This window comes from [Lactobacillus] rogosae (assembly GCA_900112995.1).
Lineage (GTDB): Bacteria > Bacillota > Clostridia > Lachnospirales > Lachnospiraceae > Lachnospira > Lachnospira rogosae.
Map to the genome: position 1 here is coordinate 79943 of FONU01000010.1, position 23437 is coordinate 103379.

Sequence of the window (23437 nt, forward strand, 5' to 3'; positions counted from 1 at the left end):
TAAACCTCTTTTCTTAAATTGTAGCACCAATAGGGCTTGTATGCCCTTTGGCAGATTACAGAAAATGGATTTAACCAAATTCTTCTGTTAGTATACATAATCAGCCTGCAAAAAGCAACCTTTTAATTGTTAAGTTTTTAACTTTTTATATCAATAATTCCTAATATTTATGTTAAATTCCAATTAAATATCATTACTATTTTACATATAACCGTATTTATACACATATGTGTATTATTATCTATATCTATATTCTTACACATAACCGTATTTCTTGCGGTTTATTATTATGAATATAAGGCTTACGAACAATGCCAGAAGTTCTGCCGCTATAACAGCCATCCATATTCCATTAATTCCAAGTATAAGCGGAAGTATCATAATCATCGCTATCTGGAATACGAACATTCTAAGAAATGATACTGCCGCCGATACCGCACCATTATTAAGTGCAGTAAAGAATGACGAAGTAAATATATTAAGTCCATTGAAAAGATATGCTACTGAATATATTCTTATAGCAAGCGTTGTAAGCTCAAGCAGTTCCTTATCGTAGCTTACAAATATTCCTGCAAGATATTTTGCAAGCACCTCAGCAAGTCCGGTCATAACTAAGGACGCCACAATAATAAGCGTTATGCTTTTCCTGAACAGATTTTTAAGTTCTTTTTTATTGTCTGAACCATAATGATAGCTTATTACTGGTGCTGAACCTACCGCATAACCAAGATATGTTCCTGAGAATATAAATCCAACATACATAATTATTCCGTATGCAACAACACCATTTGTACCTATATACTTCATAAGCTGCATATTATAAAGCATATTTACAAGTGACATCGACATATTGGTAACCATCTCTGATGAGCCGTTAATGCAGGTCTTTATTATTATATCTTTGTTAAAACGCGCCTTCTGCAATTTAAGCACGTCACTTTTATCACTAAGGAAATATATTATCGGTATTATCGAACCAACTATCTGGCTTATTCCTGTTGCAAGTGCCGCACCAAATACGCCAAGCTTTAATACATATATGAACAGGAAATCCAAAAACATATTAGTAAATCCTGCAAGCAGTGAAACTACAAGTCCAAGCTTTGGCTTTTCAGCTACAACAAGAAAGCTCTGGAAAGCATTTTGCAGGAATAATGCTGTAAGCATAACAAGCAGTGTTCTTCCATATATTACACAATCGTCTGCGATACTGCCACTTGCACCAAGTACCACAGCTATAGGACGTATAAATATAATTCCAATTACTGACAGTGCAACACCTGATACTATGCAAAGGTATATAAGCATAGAAAAATATTCTCTTGCCTTTTCTTTCTTGCCCTCTCCAAGTGTCTTTGATACGATGGCACTTCCCCCCGTACCAATCATAAATCCAACCGAACCAAGTATCATTACAACCGGCATTATAAGATTAACTGCTGCAAATGCATCACTTCCTACGAAGTTGGATACAAATACTCCATCGACAACACCATATATTGATGTAAATATCATCATAATAATTGTCGGTAATGTAAATTTAATTAGCTTACCATATGAAAAATGGTCTGATAATTTTATCTTCACTTTAATTCTCCCTGATGTTCTCTAATTCTTTATACTCTCAATAAGGCTCTCAAGCTTTTTCATATGCTTATATGTTGTTTCAAACATAACCTCAATCTCCCTGCTGTCCAATTGCTCAAAAGACTGCTTTTCTGCCTCTATTACAGGTTTAATAATCTTTTCCGCTAGCAGTTGTCCTTCTTTGGTAAAATGTATCTGTTTCTCTTTCTTATTATCCTTAGACGGCTCTAATATTATAAGTCCATTTTTTTCCATAGTCTTAAGTGAGGAATTAACTGTCTGTGCACTGTAGAACCACTCCTCACATATATTCTTCTGTGTTATCCCCTCACCATAATAATATACAGAATACATTATCCAGAAAGCTGTATCTGATATGCCATTCTTCGCCGCATAATCGTGGTATATAACATTGGTTTCTTTACATACCTGATTAAACATCTGAAGATTTTTTGATATGTTCTTCATTCTAACTCCTTCTTAAATTATACCTGCTATCCAATTCTGCTTATTTTTTATTTTTAACTTTTCAATTTTATCCGTTCCTAATAGTTTATTCCGAAATCGGACTATTGCATCTTACTCCGATTTCGGAATAAAGTCAAGCTGCCAGCTTAACACCCTGTAATTTCGTATAAGTTTCGATTACTGCTGTATACATAAAGCTATAAACATAACATAATTAAAAAAGACTTTTTAATTATTACCAGCCATATGAACCAGTCACACGGCTGCGTTAATAATTAAAAAGTCCTATTAATCTTACTAATATTATTGAATTTTAATACTATTAAATCATATAATATTATCAATGTCCTAAGCATTATTATACATTTTACGCCTTAATGCCATACTTCTCCTCAAAATCCCCGACAGCAATCGGCTTTGAGAAGTAATAACCCTGAAACCAGTCACAATTCATCTTGGCAAGCATAGAAAGCTGGTCAACATTCTCAACACCCTCCGTTATTACGTCCATTCCTATATCGTGTGAAAGACTTATAATCGACCTTAATATCTGCTCTCCACGCTCCTCGTGGCTTGACTTCTTAAGGAATACCCTGTCTATCTTGATAACATCAGCACACACATCTTTAAGGAAATTAAAAGAAGAATATCCGCTTCCAAAATCATCTATCTCTATTATAAATCCCTCATCGTGAAGTCTTTCTATAGTCTTATGTGCCGCCTGCTTATCCTCTGATAACGCTGTTTCTGTTATCTCAATGTGAAGCTTATCTGTATCTATACCATACTTACTTACAAGATTTTTGAAAGTCTGGTATACATCAATATGATAGAAATCCTTTGCTGATATATTAACCGATATATAATAATTATAACCAGAGTCTTTCCATATCTTAAGCTGCTTAGCAGCTTCCTCCCATATGTAGTTATCCAGCCTGTATATAAGTCCTGCATCTTCAAAGCACTCTATAAATGCACCTGGCATAATAAGTCCCATATTAGGATGATTCCATCTTATAAGTGCCTCTGCTCCAAGCATATTGCCATCCTTATCCGTCTGTGGCTGTAAATACATACAGAACTGGTTCTCATTAAGTGCTGTCTCGAACTCACCTATAAGCTGCTGTTTAAATATGTCATTCCTATATGAATTCTCATCATAATAAAGAATATAATTGCTCATATTACCTTTACTCTTCATAATCACAAGAGATACCTTGTCTACCATCTGTCTTATCGTTTCATTGACATCTTTTATGTAATATACTCCAAGATATATATGAAGCCTGAAATTCTTGTTGGAATACCTGTCACTAAGCAGCTTTATCATATCAGAAAATTCTTTCTCAGACAGATACTCCTTAGGAATAACCATAGCAATTATGTCACCATTAAGTCTTCCAAGAACTGAATTACCTTTCATCTTCTGCCTGATAATATTAACTTCATCTATTAATATCTTATCTGCAATATTCTCACCATATATTTCATTAATAAGCTTAAAACTCTTAATATCTGATAATATAAGGCAATACTCTGTATCAGTATGCTCCTTTATGAGCTTCTGTGCATTCTTGTAAAACCCATACCTGTTATACGCCTTGGTAAGTGAATCGTAATTAAGCCTGTATTCAAGCTTGGCATATACAGCGGCATTCTCTCTTGTAGTACCAAGATAACTCCCCAGTGCCGCAAGTAGTCTGATTACGTCCTTTGCATCCTTTATATTAGGATTATCAACACCTATAAACCCTTTTAATGTATTGCTTAATATTATTGGAAACACTATAAGTGTATGTATATTCTGAGGCTTTAATATTTCATATTCAACAGGCATAGTCTCTTTTACATTTTCCAAATCTTCAATAAATATACTCTCACCACTTGAAAGCTTTGGTATCCAATACGGCATATCCTCTGCTCTCAAATTCTGAAGTTGATTAATCTGTGGTTCAATACCTTCATTACACCACTCATATGTGTTATAATAACAACCGTCTTTTTCATCAACTATATATGCTCTGTCAGCTTTCGTAAAATGTCCGATTTTTTCAAGAAGATTATTTATTGCTACCTGACATTCCCGTACATTTCTTACCTTTCCAAGTTCTGCCATCTGTGTAAGAATAAAATGTTCTGCCTCAAGTTCTGATTTTAATATTTGATTTTCGTATTGCAAACTTCCATTTTCCATATATTACCCCATTAATTATCAGCTAGTATATCCTTACAAAGTTAATCAACTGCCAGCTTAACAACTTGTTAATTCATAGCCAGCCTGATACCTTCTTCAAGTCTTTTAAGTCCGTCCATAAGCACTGCCTTAGGACACGCAATATTTAATCTTAAGAATTGATTGCCATTACCGCCATACACATTGCCTGCTGACAGATATAACCCTGTCCTGTTTCTTATGTATGCCGCTAATTCACTGCTATTATCAGTAATTGCTGAACAATCCAGCCATAAAAGATATGTTGCCTCTGATTGCACAACTTTTATTGATGTAATATTGTCATTGACATACTCGTTAACTATTCTTTTATTATTATAAATGTAACCTCTCAATTCATCAAGCCATTTATCACCATAATTATAAGCTGCTTCTGCTGCCCATACCGCAAACGCGTTAGGCTCTGCAACCTCATCAGTATTAAGTGCTCTCCACACCTTATGCCTTAAATTCTTATGTGGCACAATGACAGCTGCTGTCTGTAGTCCTGCAATATTAAATGTCTTAGTAGGTGCAACACAGGTTATGCTTATATCCCTGCATACATCTGATACAGAAGCAAATGGGATATATTCCTTTCCAGGGTCTGTAAGATCACAATGAATTTCATCAGATACCACTGTTACATAATACCTTGCACACAGCTCACCTATCCTTGATAAATCTTCCTTGCTCCATATCTTTCCTGATGGATTTTGTGGATTGCATAATATCATAAGACTTGTCTGTGGATTGGCTAACTTATTCTTTAGGTCTTCCCAGTCAATGCTGTATTCGCCATTCTCATATCTTAATGGATTTTCAAGCACCCTTCTTCCATTATTGATTATTGAATTAAAAAATATATTATAAACTGGTGTCTGTATAACAACATTTTCATTAGGTGTTGTAAGCTTTCTTACTATGCTTGACACTGATGGTATAACTCCTGTGCAAAATACAAGCCAGTCTTTATCAATATCCCAGTTATGTCTTCTTGACCACCAACCTGCTACAGCCTCATTCCAGCTTTCCGGTATTATTGAATATCCAAATACTCCGTGCGCCGCTCTCTTATTAACAGCCTCAATTATCTCTGGTGCTGTCTTAAAATCCATATCAGCAACCCACATAGGAAGTTCATTTTCTGCAACATCCCATTTCAAGGACTGCGTATTAGTTCTGTCTATTGGTGTATCAAAATCATACTTATCAGTACATTCCATCGCCTTATCTCTCCATCACTATTATTCTGACATATTCTATCTATTCTGCCATCTTACTTCACCCTTAGTAATAATTGGATATCTTATAAGCTCTGTTCCGTCCAGATTTTCCTTGTGCATATCTACTGCTGTTATCTGATGATTATCATATGTTGTGTAATAATATATTCCCTTTGCCGCATTGCAGCAGGATGTATAAATAGTAATCTCATACTTTCCGTCAGTTACCTCACAACAACCTCTCTGCTGTTCTACCGAACCTAGTATATGAAAGAACTGGCTTACACTTTCTTCCTCTGTATCGCTTGAAATTGCGTTAAGTCTTGTAAATGCTGCTCTTATAAAACGTGACTGGCTTGATAAATCTCCCGGAAGTCCCATAGCTCCCATTCCACGGCTGTAAGCATTTAACTTAAGCTTGTCTGCAAATGTATTATCTGGCTGTCTGCTTGAAAGCCCTGCATAATTATTAAGTGCAAACATCTGCATATCAAATGGCGGATTGTTAGTAAGCACTCCGACCGGATTGTCATATATATGAAGTCCGTCTTTCATAGACTCAACTGTGATTGCTTCATCTTTATCTGCAATTATCCAGTGAAGCTGTGCCGCTGGAAGCTGGCTGCTGAATGGTGTTCCTGTAAGATTAATTCCATCAAGCTTAGCTCTTGCTTCGCTGACTGTCGCACACTGGCTTAATATCCAAGGTATGAACTCAAACTGTGCTATATCCTTCTCACCACATACTGATGCTTTATATGCCGCATTGCCAACAAAGTTAAGTCCAGCCATTCCAAGACCTTTTTCGTTAACCGCATCATAATAAAGTGGGTATCCTTCTGACACAAATGCCATACCAATTATTGCATAATGGCTTTTAAGCTGTCCTATATGCCTGAAATCAAATATATAATTCCTTGGTGTAACTGTTATCTCTTCACCATATGAGAACTCATAATCAAGAGTTCTTCCAAAATAGAAATCTTTAGTCTTATAAGTAACTGCTGTACACATATATTAAGCCTCCTCTTTTATTCGCAATTTATATATTTTATTGTATACCAATTATATTATCTTCACTCTCCATATAATTACAATTAATATTTTTATATAATATTGTAAATTGTATTTTTAATTATACAACCATTATTCTTCAAAATAAAGCAATTATACAAATCCAATAATTAAATTTACATAAACCATATTATTGACTTTACCTCAAATCTGTAATGATGACATGCTGTTTCATAAGATACATTATATGTATGATTACATTTAATGATGATGTGTCGCCTTTTTATAGATTATATACGATATAAATGCAGTTACCAACTCAGTAACTCCAAATGACCACCACACTCCATTAACCTCATATATCCTTGAAAGAATAAATGCAACTGGAATTATAATAACTGCATATCTGAATACTGATATTACAAGTGATGGAAGTCCTTTTCCCAATCCTTCCAGTGCACCAGAGGCTGTTACAGATACTGACGATACGATAAAGCCTGCACTGATTATTCTAAGTGCCTTGGCACCGGCACTAATTGTATTTGCATTAGTTGTGAATAAGCCTATAAGCTTATCTGGTATTTCAAGGCATATAGCTGTTCCAGCACACATAATTATTAATACTATTATTGTGGCTGTCGAATATATTTTCTTAACCCTCTTATGCTCTCCTGCACCATAATTATATCCGATTAATGGTCTCATTCCCTGAACAACTCCATTGGCAGGCAGATAAAGAAATGTCTGTAACTTGTAATATACACCAAGCACGAATACATATGTCTGTGAAAATGCTGCTAGTATTACATTAAGTGCTGATATTAACAGTGAAGGAAGTGCCATATTAAGACTGGCTGGTATGCCGACCGAATACATTTTCAGACATAATGTTTTCTCTGGCTTCATACATTTTCTTGTAAAACGCACTGGCATAGGTCGTAGTATATATATGATAACATACACAAGAAGGCTTACTGTCTGTCCTATTCCTGTGGCAATTGCCGCTCCTCTTATTCCAAGATCAGGGAATATTCCTATTCCGAATATAAGCATCGGGTCAAGCAGGATATTAGTTATACAGCCACCAAGCATTGCCATCATTGATGCTGTCATTCTTCCAACAGCCTGAAATGTCTTTTCAAACACCAGCTGCCATGCAAGTATTGTTGAAAATGCAAATGCTATATATGAGTATTGAAGTCCTAATTCTACAATACTGCTGTCATTAGTGAACATACAAAGGAATGGCTTTATAAGCATAATACATCCTGCTGTCATTACTATTCCGTGTATTGTCGCAAGTAATATCCCCTGACTTGCGGCTTTGTCTGCCTGTACCTTATCCTGTGCACCCATATAAAATGATATTACTGAATTTATTCCTATTCCAAAACCTATCATTACCGAATTAATAAAGTTCTGCATTGGAAACACAAGCGATATAGCAGTCATCGCGTCTTCGCTTATCTGTGCTACGAAGAAGCTGTCTACAATGTTGTAGAGTGAATTTACAAGCATTGATATAACCATTGGAAGTGCCATAGTTATCAGAAGTTTTAATACGTTTTCTTTCTTCATATAAGTCTGATCCATACTTATCTCCTTATCTTATTGGGGTAAATCCCCTATTTCATAAAAATGAATGTGCTAAACACATTCCTGTGCCGAGTGCGGTCGCCTGCGACCAATTACATCTTCGCACAAATGTGCATTATTGGCACATAGTGCCTTTTGTGCAATAAGGAATTACGATAGAATTCCCTACTACACAAAAATAGCCACATAGCTGTGATTAACAGCTATGTGGCGAAAAATAGATTCAACTAGAAAAATCCACATATATTTTATAAATTAATTGTAGCTGACAGCCTTTGTTATTATCATACTCAAGGCTATGGTATTATAACATTATGTATTTTTAAATGTCAAACCACTTTAATATGTTTCTTGCAAGTTCTTTATGTCCCTGTTCGCTTAGGTGTTCCCTGTCTATTTCGCTTGGCTGTGCTGCATCTGAGGCTGATAAGAAATCTATTGATTCTTTTTCTGCAATTTTGCTGTATACACCTGCAAGCTTCTTAGATACTTCAACAGAAGCTTCTGAGAACTCAGGGTCGTAGTCCTGCTCCCACACACCTTTTCCAAGATGTATCGGTGATACAAGAAGTATTCTGCTGTGTGGAAGGCAGCTCTTTACCTGATTAATTAATCTCTCCACACCCTGTCCGATAACTTCTGCCGAAGCGTTGTATACTGTCTTGCAGTCATTAGTTCCTAACATTATAATCACATCTGTTACTGGATTGTGCGACTCTAATATTGTTGGAAGGAGTTTGAATGAATTGCGGCCATCTCTTAATGGGTCGTCAAATACTGTTGTTCTTCCGCACAATCCTTCCTCTATCACACGATATTCATTATTAAAATGTCTGTTAAGTTCATTATCTAAAATACTTGTCCATCTTACGCCCCAAGGGTAACGCTGGTTAGTCTTAGGGATAAGTCCCCAGGTGTTGGAATCTCCAAAACATAGTATCTGCTTCATATGGTATGCCTCCAATATTATATAAATTTATTGCTTTTGAATTGCATTACACTCTCAAATTGCATTACAGTGGTGCTCTAATTCAATGTTATGACAACGGACATTAGAAAAGCATTGTTATATAGTGAGGCGTGCTGGATTGTTATAAGCAACAAAGACACGTTTGCACTAAGTGTCGCTCGCAGCGGTACTAAAGTGCTAAAGAACAGCACTTAAGGACCGGCGGCTCCCCATTGTCTTTTTATGCTTATATCAATCCAGCACTTGACGGTAGGGTTGCGATGGCTTTTCTAATTGGGCGTTGTTACAAAATTCAAATAAGTTATCAACTTGTAATTGCTATTTACATATATTTATTGTATGTTTGTAGGATTATTATATGTTATTATTGGGGGATTGTAAAATTGATATATTTTATGCCTTGTTATAGTTTTTAACTATAGCAAGGCATTTTTAAACACTGACCATATAAAAAGATATTTTTATTGGGTTAATCTGTAAAGTCCTGCCACTGGGACTTTTCAATCGGGCTTGTTACTATACATTCAGGGGCTGGGGACAATATGTGCCTTACCACCTTAAAGATTTGGCCGGCATCACACAGGAGGCTGTCGGCATCTGCGAATTTTACTCTGGTCATTGCATTACATTCTAATAATGCCTGGTCAAGCTTTACAAAGTCTTCTGATATATGTGGCTGGATAGCATTGTAATGCTTTCTTACATATACTGTCTTTATAGATTTATCTGGCATAATTATCTGTAGTTTCATTGGTTTGTCTGACAGTCTGTTAGGTATGTTAAGCACTTCTTCAACGCTGTGAATGTATGTATTACGCTCATTGCCAACTCCTATAAGAAGTATCTTTCCACCACAGTCTTTTAAGCGGTCATAACAGCCGCCCGGTGTACAAGGTGTGTTATTGTATTCTTCACCTGCAAGATATTCTTTGGCACTTACACCTATTCCTGCCATACTGTGTGTTGGGTGAAGTGAACGTATTACCCCATCTCTTTTAAGAAACAGATTAGTAAGTATCCCAACACAGGACGGCGTAACCGCTGGGTCGTATACTGGATTGTCCTCGTTAATATTTTTCCATGTATGGGTTGGAAGCAGTAAAAGTCCGTCCTTAAAATATTCTATTAGGGCATCAAGCACTGTATCTGCCCTGCCTTCTACTTCCCCTATGGATTTCATTGAAGAATGAACAAGTATTGTTTCTTTTCCTGTAAGCCCCATAGCCTTTAAATATTCTTCTAAATCTTCCTTTGTATACATACTAACCCTCACTTCTTGTAATTTAATCCATCATTGATTATATATTGGATAATCATTCTTTGTTTCTTACCTTTTTTCTTACAAATACAAGACATATTGCCTGCATTACAATTGTTATAAACCACGAAGCTGGATACGATATGAATAACTCATACAGACTTCTATGGCTTGGGAATACACCATATATCCACACAAGTCTTGTCCCAACTGTACCTACAATTGAAAGGACCATAGGAACTGCTGAATAACCTACTCCGCGCATAGCTCCTGGAAGCATATCCATAATGCCACACAGAAAATATGGTATTGTCGATATTGAAAGTATCTCCATACCACACTCTATAACCTCACTCTGGTTCGTGTATATACCAAGTATCTGGCGTCCTAAAATGTATGAACCACCACCGATAACTACTGACACTATAACCGAAAGTATCATACAGTCAATTAACACCTTATCCATTCGCTTGAATTTTCTAACGCCATAATTCTGGCTCGTAAAGCTCATACACGCCTGTGTTATTGAGTTGACAGACACATAAAGAAAGCCAAGTATATTATTAGCGGCTGTATAACCTGCCATTGCTATCTCGCCAAATGAATTAACTGATGATTGAAGCAATACATTTGAAAAGTTAATAACAGTACTCTGTATTCCTGCTGGAAGTCCTACACTTAGTATCTGTAAAAGGTAATATTTTCTTATTCTTAAATCCCTTATTCTTAACTTGTAATCTGACTCTGTTGTCATAAGGCATCTTATTACAAGAATACACGATATAAGCTGTGAAGTAACTGTTCCTATAGCAACACCTGCAACACCCATTTTAAATATTATCACAAGCACAAGGTCTAAAACCGCATTGGTAGAACCTGCTATTATAAGATACATAAGTGGTCTTTTCGTGTCACCTACTGCCCTTAATATTGCCGCTCCATAGTTATAAAGCATAAAAAATGGCATACCACAAAAATACAGTCTTAAATACAGTGCTGCCTGTCCAATTACATCATCTGGTGTGTCAATAAGGACAAGTGCCTCTCTTGCGGCAGCAATGCCAATAATGCACATAACAACACCACTTATTGCCGCAAGTGCTATGGCTGTATGGACTGTCTCCGACATTTCTTTAGCTTTGCCTGTTGCATAAAATCTTGCCGCAAGTACATTTGCTCCTAGTGAAACACCTATAAAAAGATTGGTAAACGTACTAATCAGTGCCGTTGTGGAGCCTACCGCGGCAAGTGCAGTACTGCCTGTGAATCTTCCAACAACAATTATATCTACAGCATTAAACATAAGCTGTAACATACCTGAAAGCATTAACGGAAGTGCAAAGGAAATTAGCTTATCCATTAATGTACCATTACACATATCTATTTCATATTTATTATTTTTCACAACTTTATCCTCTTTCTATATATAAACAAGAATGTGCAACGCACATTCTAACACCGAGCACAGCCGCTTACGACATACTACAGCTTCGAGCGAGTGTGCATCATCGGCACATAACATCTGTTAATAATCAGAAAGACATTACTACATTTTATTAGCAGAACTTCTGTTTATTAATGACTACATCCTTAATCGTGTCTGGACGACCGTTTAAAGGTTCAATCTTAGCGAATTCCTTACAGTCTGTACACACAATGCCATCCATATCAATATTTCTGAAGTATGGAACATCTTCTTCATTATCCATAGCTATTGTTTCATTACGGTTAAGCAGGTTGAGTACATAACCCATAGTAAGTATAACTGCCTCACCCTTTATATTAACCATATCGATATTGCGTATTGTGATATTCTCAACAACACCGCCTCTGCCTAGTGCACTCTTTATTCTTACACCTACATCCGTACCTATAAATGTGCAGTTCTCAACAAGTATATCCTTAACACCTCTTGACATTTCACTTCCGATTACGAAACCACCATGTCCTTCATTAACAACACAATCGTGTATATATATATTACTGCAAGGTCCATCTATTGTTCTTGCGATTGCATTCTTGCCTGCTTTGATACATATTGCATCATCACCTGTCTCAAATACACTATGGTGAATATGGACATTAGTACAAGACTCTACATCAATACCATCACCATTCTGTGCATAATAAGGATTGCGTACCTTAATATTGTCAATTGTGACATTCTCACAGAAAAATGGATGTATATTCCAGGCTGGTGAATTCATAAATGTTACACCACTTAAAAGTACGTTAGTACAATGACGCAGGCTCACCATTACTGGTCTGTAGAAATCATAATAATCTCTTGCTTCTTCTAAAGCTTCATCTTTATCTGACTGGATATTCTTCTCATTACCAAGAAGGCTTGATTTAGTAGGCATCCATATCTGTGTTTCTTTAGTTTCAAATACGTTATCACTCTTTTTTAGAAGCTGTTCCCACTGTTTATCTGTTACCTTGAACTTCTTAACCGGACGCCATTCATCACCACTTCCGTCAACCATACCCATACCTGTAATTGCAACATTTACCGCATTCTCTGCTGTAATAGGTGATACAGTTCTTATGCATGGCTGTCCCTCATAATTAGTTATAATTAAAGGATAATCTTCTTTGGATTTTATGAACTTAAGAAGTCCCTGACTTTCAATTCTTATGCTTACATCTGATAAAAGACGTATTGGTGCACTTGCCCATATTCCTTTAGGAATTACAATTGTACCACCACCATTTTCTGAAAGTTCTTTTACCTTATCATTAATTACTCTGGCATTATGTCTTCCTGTTTCAATATCAAGCTTTCCGCTTATTGCTCCACAATCACTTAATAATACCTCAAGTCTTTTAAACTGGGGAACAGTTACCTTATAATCTTCTCTATACATTCTTTCTCCATTCTGCCTGTTTCTGGCTTTAACATTTTGACTGCATAAACACTGATTGCATACTATTATATACAATTGTTTACTATTATTTGTTGTTATTTCCTTCTATATTTGATATTAACATTTACAATTAGAGTAATCAATGAAAGGATAATATTCATCGATGCAAAATATCAAATACTGTTATGAAACTTTCTTAAATCCTCTATTTCATCACATAACTCCCTGCTTGAACACGTTGAACAATCCATAACCAGCCCATTGAATATATGGTTAAGTGAATCCGTTATCTGCTCACATCTGCCTGCAAACTGCTTAAGCATTTTATAATCTGCACTATCTGATGTAATAAAGTATATCTTTACAGCCTCAACTTCTTCTCTTGTCTTATAAGCCCTTATAAGCTCTGAACCTATATTAGAAAAGCTTATATTACTATTTACAGCTTCCTTTGATATTCTTACCGGCTCTCTTTCTTTAACTGATGATATTCTCATCATAAATCCATCCGGATATGTATTGTATCTTACATAATCGACAGCTCTCATAACTGCATATAATGCACCTTTTTTAGTGTCATCAAGCACATTTTCCTTAAGCCTTATAAATGTAAGTCTTGCATATGGTATATCTTTGTCAATGCTTGTCATATCATCACCTATAAGATACACTCCGTCTGTATCAACGACAGCTTTATCCGTAGTAAATGCCAATGCACTCACAGCCTCATTCATTCCGCCGCCAAGTTCGTATGCCATATCACTTCTTAACACAAGCTTCTCTTTATCATTCATCTTCCAGTGCGTATTATTATCAAGTGTCTTGCACTCTCCATATGCCTTTATATTCTGCATTACACAGGCTATATCCTTATCATATAACTTCATACTCATTTATTCTTCTTATCTGCCTCACGTCTGTTCTTTGACCAGTTATAATATGCCGTAAGCGGCTTTATAAGCTTTGAGGCAAATTTCATATCAAGATTAAAGAAATATATAAAAAGGCTGAGTATAAACAGCACCGCAATAACAATCGCTATTATTCCAATTATCTTTAATATTATCATCTGGCCATTCCTTTCTGTCTGGCATATTCAGCCGCTCCTAAAGCACCCATAAGCTGTGGATCTATAGGCAGTTCTACAGCCTTAACCTTTAATACCTTCTCTATAGCCTGCTTTAAGCCCTCATTCTTAGCACAGCCGCCTGTAAGTGTAACTGAGTCAACAACTCCTGCCTTCTTAGCCATTACAAAACATCTCTTTGCTACCGAAAGCTCAATTCCTGCGGCTATCTCCTCCATTGGCTTTCCTTCTCCTACAAGTGAGATTACCTCACTCTCTGCAAATACAGCACATTGTGCTGTTATAGGGATAACATTTTTAGCTGTTAAAGAAAGCTTGGAGAACTCATCAAGGCTCATCTCAAATGCCCTTGCCATTGACTCAAAAAATCTTCCTGTACCAGCCGCACATTTATCATTCATTGAGAAATTAAGCACTGTTCCATCTGTATCTATAGCTATACCCTTAACGTCCTGCCCGCCTATATCTATTATCGCCTTAACATCTGGTGCGGCAATGTGAACTCCCATAGCGTGACAGCTTATCTCTGATATATTCTCGTCAGCAAATGGTACTTTATTACGTCCATAGCCTGTTCCAATAAGATAATCAAGTTCGTCTGCACTATTAAGCCCATCTACTAAAGCTACAGCCTCATCTAAGCTGTCTTTAGCACTAAGCACTGGATTAATTCTGCTTCTTTTAGTGATATTTGCTACTATTTTTCCTGTTTCATCTAATATAACGCATTTGGTGTAAGTACTTCCTGCATCACAACCGCCATAATATTTAGCCATATTATTATTCCTTTCTTATCTTTATGAATTCTTACCAGTTCTGTGAGTCGTCAAAATCTTCCAATGTAGGGTCAAGCGGCTCTTCACGGAATACAGTTCTCATATATCTGTTGATTTCTGTCCTCATATCTCTTCTGCTGCCGTCCTCAGGACACATAAGATTATGTGTTACCCATATAAGATGTACGCCGTGCTTTCTTGCTTCTTCCTCAAATAAGCCGTGATATCCTGACATTGATTTACAGCCCATATGTACATACATAATAACTATGTCTATATTAAACATCTCACAATAACGCCATAACGCTTCAACACCTGTTTCATAGCCGCCATTAGAACGATTACGCATAATCATATTCTCATACAGATATGCAAGGTCAAGCATTGCCTGATGTTTATCCTCTGTATTGACCATCTCTGTTGATACCATACTTAACATATCGGTTATTGTAACTATACCCCAGCAGTTAAGCAGCCATATTGGAAGTGCTGTATAATATGCCGCCTGAACACCCCACGTCATAGCACGGTGTCGGTATTCCCTTGCCGCAAGCTCTTTCTTCTTATAGCCTTGCATAGCCATTCTTGTGAGCTTCTTATCCATATCAAGAAATGCCTGGTTTCTTCCGCCTGCCGCCTGATATACACCATATCTGTAAAGTGCAAGTGTAACACCCATAACCTGCGGATAGTCAGTCTTTGAGATTTCCATCCATTCAAGGAATTCTTCTGTCTCTGCATTGAACCTTTTCATACTCTTAAAGAAAGCATCCCAGTTAAACTTTTCTCCTGTCTGCTCCTCAATAAAATGTATTGCATTGACAACTTCTTCTGCCGCATATTCCTGCACGCTTTCCTGCCTGTGCCTTATAGGGACAGCAAGCTGGAATGTTGGAATCTTAAATGAGCGTGCCTCAATTCCATTTCCCATAAGACTTCCATCACAGGTTGTATTACACTGTACAGCACAACAGCCAATAAGCGGGAAATCGTCTGCAAGTGCAACTCCAAGCTCTGCCGCCGGCATAGGACATACATCTGTCGGAACTCCATATTCGTGTGTTACATCAACATAATAGCTAACTCCATTCTGCGACATCATTGAGCTTGTATACACGGCTGGAACTTCAACTGAAAGCCACACAAGATTAGGAAATCCACCCATAAGTGTACTCATCATATTCTCATCAAAAAGAACAATCTTCTTATTAAGTTCCTTATCATTGCCGATTGCAGGGTCTGCCCTAAATATCTGTCCAAGCATACCACATATATCTGTAACAATAAGTCCCAGTGCCTGATGTGCCATACGAAGCTGTAAGCCTCTCATTCCTTCCGTATGCCTGTCCATAAAATCAGGCAGTGCAAGATAATTAAGCATCCAGCGGTATCTGAAAAAGCCTTTTATATTATTAGGTTTTATTATAAATGTAATCAAAGTTTTCCAATATCCAAGCCACCTTACATAGTCATACCATGTATCTTTGAAACCTCTCCATTCACGTCTTTTCTTAGGTTTCTTACCAGTATAGAACTTACCAAGCGGCTCACTTCCAAGTTTACCTGACATAGCCAATCCTTTCTTAACCATATATCTGTATTTTTATTGTTAATTTCTTAAATGTATTCTTTCAGTCATACATTTACATCTTAATATTTACATCTTATTATTCATTTATTATTTTTTAAGCTTCTTAAGCTCAAGGCTCTCAACAAATGCCTGTATTCGTGTCCTTATCTGTCCCGAATTACCTGCTACATAAGGTCTGTCAATTGATAACACCGGATATCCGTATTCTTCACGCATAATATGAAATGCCGAAGCTCTCTCATATCCCCAGTAATCGCAGAACTTTATCTGCTGGTATATAAGCCCGTCTGCCTTGTATTCTTTGGCAATGCTGTCTACATATTCCTGACGTTCCTTAATCTTAGCTGTATTCATATAACGTGGACATTTGCCCCAGTGCATATACTGCCTGCATATCTGCATAAGTACATCTTCCGTGTCATTAAGAATAATCTCGCTTCTTCCCGGAAGTGAACCAAAACAGAACCTGTCAGCAACAACTAACGCACCAGCCTCCTCACAAAGCTTTATAAGTTCTGGATTATCAATCTCCGAACCTACCATAACAACCTTTGCCCTGTAATTCTTCTTATCATCTGGCTGTCTTGTGCCCAACTCCTTAAGCGTATCCTCCAGCTTTTCAATAAGTGCCTCTTTAGGACAGCAATATGTCGCAAGGCATAACACTGCGAATTCATAGCCTGTTATTCTTGGATTGTCTTCTTTTCTGTAGTCACCAATCTGTGTTATGAGCCTGCTTATCTTATTCTGCAAATCAACTGCCTTTCTTAATGCTTCATCTGATATATCAATTCCATACACCTTGTTAAGCGGCTCTAATACATGTGCCCTCATCTGCCTTACATAATGTCTTAAGGCTGTTTCATCGTCCTTCATAGGAACATCAGAATATTCCACAAAGAACTTTTCCTTGGAACATAAATTCTGTCTTTCTATATTCTCAACGCACCTGTTCATCTGTGCACACGCATCAGGTGCTATTATGCAGTCAAGAAATTCAAACCCTCCCTCGATTGCTCTTTCAAGTATGGCACGACAGCCCTCACAAAGCATACTGCTCATATAATATGTACCCATCTCTATAGAACCTGTTCTTGGTGCTCTAAGTCTTACCGAGAAACAGCCAGGAAGATTAATTAGTGGCTCTGGAATTTGAAAACAGACTGCTCCAATTGCAATACTGCCTTTATTCTGTGCTTCTCTTACAAGGTCATTATTGACCTCCTCTAATAGTTTCTCAAAATAATATAAATGCTGTAAATCCTTCAAAAATATTCCTCCAATACTATATCAAACCAATATTGCAAAGTGCCTCTGCCGCCCCTGCAACAATTCTGTCATCATCTGAAAGTGTAAGTATATTCTCGCCCTTAATATCTGCCTCTGCCAGTTTCATATCATTTTCAATTACAGATAATAATGGAAGCCCACTTATATCCATAAGTTCTATCACTTTCTTATCCGGTATGCGGTTAACTATAACTCCAGCTTTCTCATACATAACAAGCTCATCTGCAACATTTTTAATAGTCTTAACTACCTGACAGCCTTTCTTGCTTGCATCTGTTACAAGCACAAGATGTGTAACCTTTTCCATAACACGCCTGTTAATCTGCTCAATTCCAGCCTCGCCGTCTATAACTACATAATCAAACTGTTCAGAAAGAAGTGTTATCACCTCTTTAAGATATGAATTAATCCGGCAGTAACAGCCGGCTGTTTCCGGTCTTCCTATCGCTATAAATGCATAGCCGTCCTGTTCTTTAATTGCATCATATATCTCATACTTCGCCTCACCTAACAGCTCAACGGCTGACTTGGTATCGCCGTCCTCTACATTTTTAATGACTTCTTTTCTTATATCATCTATTGTCTTGTCCACTTCTATGTTAAGCACTGTAGAAAGTCCAACCGCAGGGTCAGCATCAATCGCCAGTATCTTCTTATCTGGATATTTCTCTACAAGCACTTTAACAAATGCTCCTGCAAGCGAAGTCTTTCCAACGCCGCCCTTACCTGCTACTGCTACTATCTTTGTCATAATAATCCTCTTTTCTGTGCACTATTCTATATAACCTGACTGTGCCTATGCACACTTTTTCTAATTAATTGTTGCTGCCATTCCTTTATGTTCTTTAACAAATGTATCTATCTCATTTACAAATCTCTGTCCATATTTCATCAGTTTATTCTGTCCTACACCTGATACCTCAAGCATTGCTTCTGCATTTAAAGGAAGCTTCTCACACATATCTATAAGTGTCTTATCACTAAATACAATATATGGAGGCATACCTTCTTCCCTTGCTATTATCATTCGCAATGCCTTTAAGCGTTCAAATAACTCATAACCTGCACTTGTAAGTGAATCTGTACTCTTCTTTCCTGTTGATGAACTGCTTCTTTTACCTGCTTTGCCTGTCTGCTTTCTGCCTTTCTTTCCTGAACCTGATAGAAAAGTTTCATCACCAGCCTCATAAGAACTGCCTGTGCTTCTTGTCTTACCTACAAGCTTTGCATTTTTCACTTCCTCGGACTCTTTCATACGCTTTAGATATATATGTGCATTTTCCTGCTTTAAAGGTGTTATATCTCCCATTTTAAGGACACTGTATTCGTCCTGTGTCTGTATTATATAACCGTCTGATATAAGCTGGGCTATAAGCGGTCTTAACTCAGCTTCTTTCATTCCTGCAAGCTTTCCATATGATTTATAATTAACAGCTCCAACCTCTTTAAGCCTTGCCCTGTCAGCTCCAAGCAGAGTTCCTATAACTATGCCCTGTCCAAATCTTCCCTTGGTTTCTGCTATACAGTTAATGACCCATTTTGCCTGCGCTGTCATATCAATTTCTTCATATTCACTATTGCAGTTGCCGCAATTACCACATACTCCGGTTACATTTTCTCCAAAATAATTAAGTATGTAATTTCTTAAACAGCCCGTTGTCTTGCAATACCCCTCCATTACATACAATCTATGCAGGTCACGCTGTTTAATAACGTCTATATCCTCATATTCAACGCCTTCAAATTCTTTCTTATCAAGAAGGAACTTATCTATTATCACATCCTGTGCAGAAAACAGCATTATACACTGTGAGTCCTCTCCATCTCTGCCAGCTCTTCCTGCCTCCTGATAATAATTCTCCATACTCTGTGGCATATTATAATGAATTACATATCTTACATTTGACTTATCTATTCCCATTCCAAATGCATTAGTAGCAACGACCACCAATGACCTGTCATATATGAAATCGTCCTGATTTCTTTTTCTTTCTTCATTGCTAAGTCCCGCGTGGTATCTTGTGACACTTATCCCCATACTGCTTAAGGTTTCATATAAAGTGTCCACATTTTTCCTTGTTGCGCAGTAGATAATTCCACTCTCATCAATATGCTCTTTAACATAATTGCTTATATACCTGTCCCTATTCTTGCCGCTTATATGCTCTACGCTGTAGTAAAGATTTTTCCTGTCAAAGCCAGTAATTACAACCTTAGGATTATCAAGCCTTAATATACACTCTATATCCGTCTTTACTTCGTTGGTTGCTGTCGCTGTAAATGCACTGACAACCGGTCTTGCTGGAAGGCTGTTTATATAATCAACTATCTTTACATAGCTTGGTCTGAAATCCTGTCCCCACTGTGATATACAATGTGCCTCGTCAACCGTCACCATTGATATATCTGCCTGCTTGGAGAACTCACAGAACTTCGCACTTTCAAGCCTTTCTGGTGCAATATATATAATCTTGTATATGCCATTAAGTACCATATTTAATGTGCCGTCTATCTCACTTTCTGAAAGCGTGGAATTGACATATGCCGCATTAATTCCGACATCGTTAAGTGATTTCACCTGATCCTGCATAAGTGAAATCAATGGGGATATTACTACTGTAATTCCTGAAAGCATCATAGCTGGCACTTGATAACAAAGCGACTTTCCTGCTCCTGTCGGCATTATCGCAAGCACATCTTTCTTTTCTAAGATTGCATTAATAATATCTTCCTGCCCAGCCCTAAAGGAATCATATCCAAAATATTCCTTTAATACCTCTTTTGAATCCATCACATATCCCTTTCTTAATATCTATTGCAATATTATCTGCTGTCTGAATAATTACTCTATTATTCAATCCTGTGCAAAAGCCCGTAACACATTCTGACTATAACTTTAATATTAACATATAATCGCCTATTATTCTATCTTAATAATTAATTATCAATAAGCACCAGTCAATTATATCTCCAGACTTCCAATAAACATTACTATCATAATTCCATATAATGATAAATAAATCTGTTATTCATAAGTTAACAAATATCATTTTGCCATAATTTAATTATTATATGTGCTATACTTGTATTAATTAATTCGTGAGTATACAACTTACAGATACGAGGTGGCTATGAATAATACACATACATACTGCAATGCACAGCGCCCAGATGCCAGACAGGGCACTGTAACTACTAATACAGACAATAAACTTATTAACAGACTTGATATAATTGCCAGTTTTAATCCACATTTAACAGATATTAATCCCCAATCTCCACTATCAGTTGGCAATGGGCGGTTCTGCTATACTGCCGACATTACTGGTATGCAGACTTTATATGAGGAATACTCAGCCGAAACTCCACTCTGCACAATGGCTGAATGGGGCTGGCATACTAAGAAAGCTGATAACGAAAAAGGCTTCTATACTTTAGACGATGTCAGAATGACACCATACAATTACTGCAAACGAACTGTCACTTATCCACGTGTAAAATACGAGGGCAATGAAGCCGCCTACGACTGGGTAAGACAGAACCCTCATAAGTTCAATCTTGCAAAAATCGGACTTTATTTTCATAACGAACCTATTAAAGCTGGCAGCATTTATTGTATAAATCAGACATTAGATATAACAACTGGTATTCTAAAAAGCAGTTTCAGGCTTAATGTTAACAGTAATAACAATGTTCGTACACTTAATAATATTGCCGCTGATAATATAAATACCAATGCTATTATTGATAATCTCATAACTGTATACACAGTATGCGATGATAATTCTGACACCGTTGCATTTTATATAAGCTCTGGTCTTTTGCAGTGCGGACTTAGCGTTAATATCGCCTTTCCATACGCATCCTGTGATATAACAGGTTCAGACTGGAATAACACTGACGGACACAGCAACTTTCTTAACGCTTCCCATATACACCGGCAGATAGATGATACCGCTTACTATGTCAATTTTAATATAAATGGAACTGGCACCTCACAGCATACTGCTAATAATAGTACAATTACATCTGATTCTAATGTTACTATTAATAAATGTAATAACTCTGCTGCTGCCACTATTAAATCTAACGGTATACACAGCTATAATATTACAACTACTGATGATGAACTTAATATGTCCGTTAATTTCAATAAATCAATATACACACCTGCCACATACGACACAATTGCCGGTAACAGCAGACATTTCTGGCACAACTACTGGACAACTGGAAAGTTTCTTAACTCTGATAATAAAGAGCTTATGCGCCGTGTAATATTATCGCAGTATCTTCTTGTGATTAATGACAGCGGCTATATTCCACCTGCCGAAACTGGTCTTACCTGCAATAGCTGGTATGGCAAGGCGCACCTTGAAATGCACTACTGGCATATGGCGTGGGCTCCTTTATGGGGACACCCTGAACTGCTTACACGAAGCTTTGACTGGTATATTGATATATTAGATGAAGCTAAGAAAAATGCTTCACGCAACGGCTATAAAGGTGCACGCTGGACTAAGATGGTGTCTTACACCGGTTCGGACTGCCCGTCAAAGATTGCACCACTTCTTGTCTGGCAGCAGCCACATATAATCAATATGTTACAAATAGTAATTGATAATAATACCTCTGATGATTTTGACGTTAAGGCATATATGAGCAAATACTGGATACTTGTAAAAGAAACCGCCGTGTTTATAGCTGATTATCTTGTATATGACCCGATGTCCGATATTTACAATATAGAAGCACCTGTAATTCCAGTTCAGGAACGTCATCTGCCAGAGGATACAAGAAATCCTATATTTGAACTTGCATATTTCAGATATGGTCTTTTGATTGCCGCAAAATGGGCTTATGAATTAGGTTTTACTGATGAAGCCAGCCAATGGCACAATATTGCAATGCATATAGCACCACTTCCAATTAATGACGATGTATACATTGCACATAGTAACTGCCCTGATACATTTACTAATAAAGCTATAGACCACCCTCTTATGCTTCAAATCTATGGTATGCTTGACGGCTATGGTGCAGAGGATATTGTCGATAAAGATATCTACCGCAACACCCTTATGAAGGTAATTGATGTGTGGGACTATTCTACATTATGGGGCTGGGATTTTGCTGTTATAGCAATGGCGGCTCATAAGCTTGGACTTGATGACATTGCCTTAGAACAGTTACTTATTAACTCCCCTAAAAATGATTATGTAGAAAGCGGCAACAACAGGCAGAACTCTCGCAAAGATTTACCTTTGTACCTCCCCGGTAATGGAAGCCTGCTTCTTGCCGCCGCCAGAATATTTAATATATAACTTAGAATTATATGCGGATTTTCCTGTAATACAGCCGACAGCCTACATCATTGCCAGGCACAACTGGTATATCATTGGCTATTGGCTGTTATAATACATTTGCCGCTCATAACAGACATATCTTTAGTTCCGTCTATAATCTTTCCGTTAATAAATGCTTTCTGCATAATC

At 37.1% G+C, this 23437-nt stretch carries 18 protein-coding genes; 1 reads left to right on the top strand and 17 read right to left on the bottom strand.

Features of this window, described 5'->3' with window-relative positions; translation table 11 throughout:
* Positions 1-255: 255 nt before the first annotated feature.
* The 17 genes from BM157_RS05215 to BM157_RS05295 form a co-directional block, all read right to left on the bottom strand.
* Positions 256-1587, bottom strand: a complete 1332-nt coding sequence (locus BM157_RS05215; protein ID WP_090140195.1) for an MATE family efflux transporter — start codon at positions 1585-1587, stop codon at positions 256-258.
* A gap of 21 nt (positions 1588-1608) precedes the next feature.
* Complete coding sequence (locus tag BM157_RS05220; protein WP_090140197.1) at positions 1609-2055, bottom strand: MarR family winged helix-turn-helix transcriptional regulator; 447 nt, start codon at positions 2053-2055, stop codon at positions 1609-1611.
* 367 nt (positions 2056-2422) lie between these two features.
* Positions 2423-4249 carry a bifunctional diguanylate cyclase/phosphodiesterase gene (locus BM157_RS05225; protein ID WP_090140199.1) on the bottom strand — a complete coding sequence of 609 codons (1827 nt, stop codon included), beginning with the start codon at positions 4247-4249 and terminating at the stop codon, positions 2423-2425.
* Positions 4250-4317: 68 nt separating this feature from the next.
* Positions 4318-5493: a MalY/PatB family protein gene (locus BM157_RS05230; RefSeq protein WP_055173971.1), complete on the bottom strand. Its 1176-nt coding sequence runs from the start codon at positions 5491-5493 to the stop codon at positions 4318-4320.
* 36 nt (positions 5494-5529) lie between these two features.
* Positions 5530-6507, bottom strand: coding sequence for a choloylglycine hydrolase (gene bsh, locus BM157_RS05235; RefSeq protein ID WP_090140201.1), 978 nt, complete (start codon positions 6505-6507; stop codon positions 5530-5532).
* Positions 6508-6768: 261 nt separating this feature from the next.
* Positions 6769-8100 carry an MATE family efflux transporter gene (locus BM157_RS05240; protein WP_090140204.1) on the bottom strand — a complete coding sequence of 444 codons (1332 nt, stop codon included), beginning with the start codon at positions 8098-8100 and terminating at the stop codon, positions 6769-6771.
* Between the two features lie 325 nt (positions 8101-8425).
* On the bottom strand, positions 8426-9052 hold the full coding sequence (locus BM157_RS05245; RefSeq protein WP_055173968.1) for an SGNH/GDSL hydrolase family protein: 627 nt from the start codon (positions 9050-9052) through the stop codon (positions 8426-8428).
* Between the two features lie 490 nt (positions 9053-9542).
* Positions 9543-10334 (bottom strand): AAC(3) family N-acetyltransferase, encoded by a 792-nt coding sequence (locus BM157_RS05250; protein WP_090140206.1) that lies wholly within the window; start codon positions 10332-10334, stop codon positions 9543-9545.
* Positions 10335-10386: 52 nt separating this feature from the next.
* On the bottom strand, positions 10387-11709 hold the full coding sequence (locus tag BM157_RS05255; protein ID WP_055306339.1) for an MATE family efflux transporter: 1323 nt from the start codon (positions 11707-11709) through the stop codon (positions 10387-10389).
* Positions 11710-11887: 178 nt separating this feature from the next.
* On the bottom strand, positions 11888-13198 hold the full coding sequence (locus BM157_RS05260; protein ID WP_090140208.1) for a glycoside hydrolase family 28 protein: 1311 nt from the start codon (positions 13196-13198) through the stop codon (positions 11888-11890).
* Positions 13199-13371: 173 nt separating this feature from the next.
* Positions 13372-14091, bottom strand: a complete 720-nt coding sequence (locus tag BM157_RS05265; protein ID WP_090140210.1) for a hypothetical protein — start codon at positions 14089-14091, stop codon at positions 13372-13374.
* The gene (locus BM157_RS05270) at positions 14088-14267 is read right to left on the bottom strand and encodes a hypothetical protein (RefSeq protein WP_022501585.1); all 180 of its coding nucleotides are present in this window, start codon (positions 14265-14267) and stop codon (positions 14088-14090) included. Before BM157_RS05270 ends, BM157_RS05265 begins: the two co-directional genes overlap by 4 nt.
* Entirely contained in the window at positions 14264-15061 is a 798-nt protein-coding gene (locus BM157_RS05275) for an acyl-CoA dehydratase activase (protein ID WP_090140213.1), read from the bottom strand. The genes BM157_RS05270 and BM157_RS05275 overlap by 4 nt, the downstream gene beginning before the upstream one ends.
* Positions 15062-15092: 31 nt before the next feature.
* The gene (locus tag BM157_RS05280) at positions 15093-16631 is read right to left on the bottom strand and encodes a 2-hydroxyacyl-CoA dehydratase family protein (protein WP_090140214.1); all 1539 of its coding nucleotides are present in this window, start codon (positions 16629-16631) and stop codon (positions 15093-15095) included.
* 108 nt (positions 16632-16739) lie between these two features.
* The gene (locus BM157_RS05285; protein ID WP_090140216.1) at positions 16740-17921 is read right to left on the bottom strand and encodes a 2-hydroxyacyl-CoA dehydratase family protein; all 1182 of its coding nucleotides are present in this window, start codon (positions 17919-17921) and stop codon (positions 16740-16742) included.
* A 16-nt stretch (positions 17922-17937) separates the two neighbouring features.
* A complete protein-coding gene (locus BM157_RS05290; RefSeq protein ID WP_022501589.1) occupies positions 17938-18693 on the bottom strand; it encodes an ATP-binding protein in 756 nt (251 codons plus the stop codon).
* A 60-nt stretch (positions 18694-18753) separates the two neighbouring features.
* Positions 18754-20733: a RecQ family ATP-dependent DNA helicase gene (locus tag BM157_RS05295; protein WP_090140218.1), complete on the bottom strand. Its 1980-nt coding sequence runs from the start codon at positions 20731-20733 to the stop codon at positions 18754-18756.
* 340 nt (positions 20734-21073) lie between these two features.
* On the opposite strand from BM157_RS05295, the gene BM157_RS05300 reads away from it, so the two are divergent.
* Entirely contained in the window at positions 21074-23266 is a 2193-nt protein-coding gene (locus tag BM157_RS05300; RefSeq protein WP_055173960.1) for a hypothetical protein, read from the top strand.
* Positions 23267-23437 lie beyond the last annotated feature (171 nt).

Excerpts from the sequence above, each read along its gene's own strand:
- BM157_RS05260 (WP_090140208.1), bottom strand. The coding sequence starts at position 13,198 with ATGTATAGAGAAGATTATAAGGTAACTGTTCCCCAGTTTAAAAGACTT.
- BM157_RS05250 (WP_090140206.1), bottom strand. The coding sequence starts at position 10,334 with ATGTATACAAAGGAAGATTTAGAAGAATATTTAAAGGCTATGGGGCTT.
- BM157_RS05245 (WP_055173968.1), bottom strand. The coding sequence starts at position 9,052 with ATGAAGCAGATACTATGTTTTGGAGATTCCAACACCTGGGGACTTATC.
- BM157_RS05265 (WP_090140210.1), bottom strand. The coding sequence starts at position 14,091 with ATGAGTATGAAGTTATATGATAAGGATATAGCCTGTGTAATGCAGAAT.
- BM157_RS05230 (WP_055173971.1), bottom strand. The coding sequence starts at position 5,493 with ATGGAATGTACTGATAAGTATGATTTTGATACACCAATAGACAGAACT.
- BM157_RS05295 (WP_090140218.1), bottom strand. The coding sequence starts at position 20,733 with ATGGATTCAAAAGAGGTATTAAAGGAATATTTTGGATATGATTCCTTT.
- BM157_RS05240 (WP_090140204.1), bottom strand. The coding sequence starts at position 8,100 with ATGGATCAGACTTATATGAAGAAAGAAAACGTATTAAAACTTCTGATA.
- BM157_RS05300 (WP_055173960.1), top strand. The coding sequence starts at position 21,074 with ATGAATAATACACATACATACTGCAATGCACAGCGCCCAGATGCCAGA.
- BM157_RS05255 (WP_055306339.1), bottom strand. The coding sequence starts at position 11,709 with ATGTGTAATGGTACATTAATGGATAAGCTAATTTCCTTTGCACTTCCG.
- BM157_RS05270 (WP_022501585.1), bottom strand. The coding sequence starts at position 14,267 with ATGATAATATTAAAGATAATTGGAATAATAGCGATTGTTATTGCGGTG.
- BM157_RS05280 (WP_090140214.1), bottom strand. The coding sequence starts at position 16,631 with ATGTCAGGTAAACTTGGAAGTGAGCCGCTTGGTAAGTTCTATACTGGT.
- bsh (WP_090140201.1), bottom strand. The coding sequence starts at position 6,507 with ATGTGTACAGCAGTTACTTATAAGACTAAAGATTTCTATTTTGGAAGA.
- BM157_RS05225 (WP_090140199.1), bottom strand. The coding sequence starts at position 4,249 with ATGGAAAATGGAAGTTTGCAATACGAAAATCAAATATTAAAATCAGAA.
- BM157_RS05220 (WP_090140197.1), bottom strand. The coding sequence starts at position 2,055 with ATGAAGAACATATCAAAAAATCTTCAGATGTTTAATCAGGTATGTAAA.
- BM157_RS05275 (WP_090140213.1), bottom strand. The coding sequence starts at position 15,061 with ATGGCTAAATATTATGGCGGTTGTGATGCAGGAAGTACTTACACCAAA.
- BM157_RS05290 (WP_022501589.1), bottom strand. The coding sequence starts at position 18,693 with ATGACAAAGATAGTAGCAGTAGCAGGTAAGGGCGGCGTTGGAAAGACT.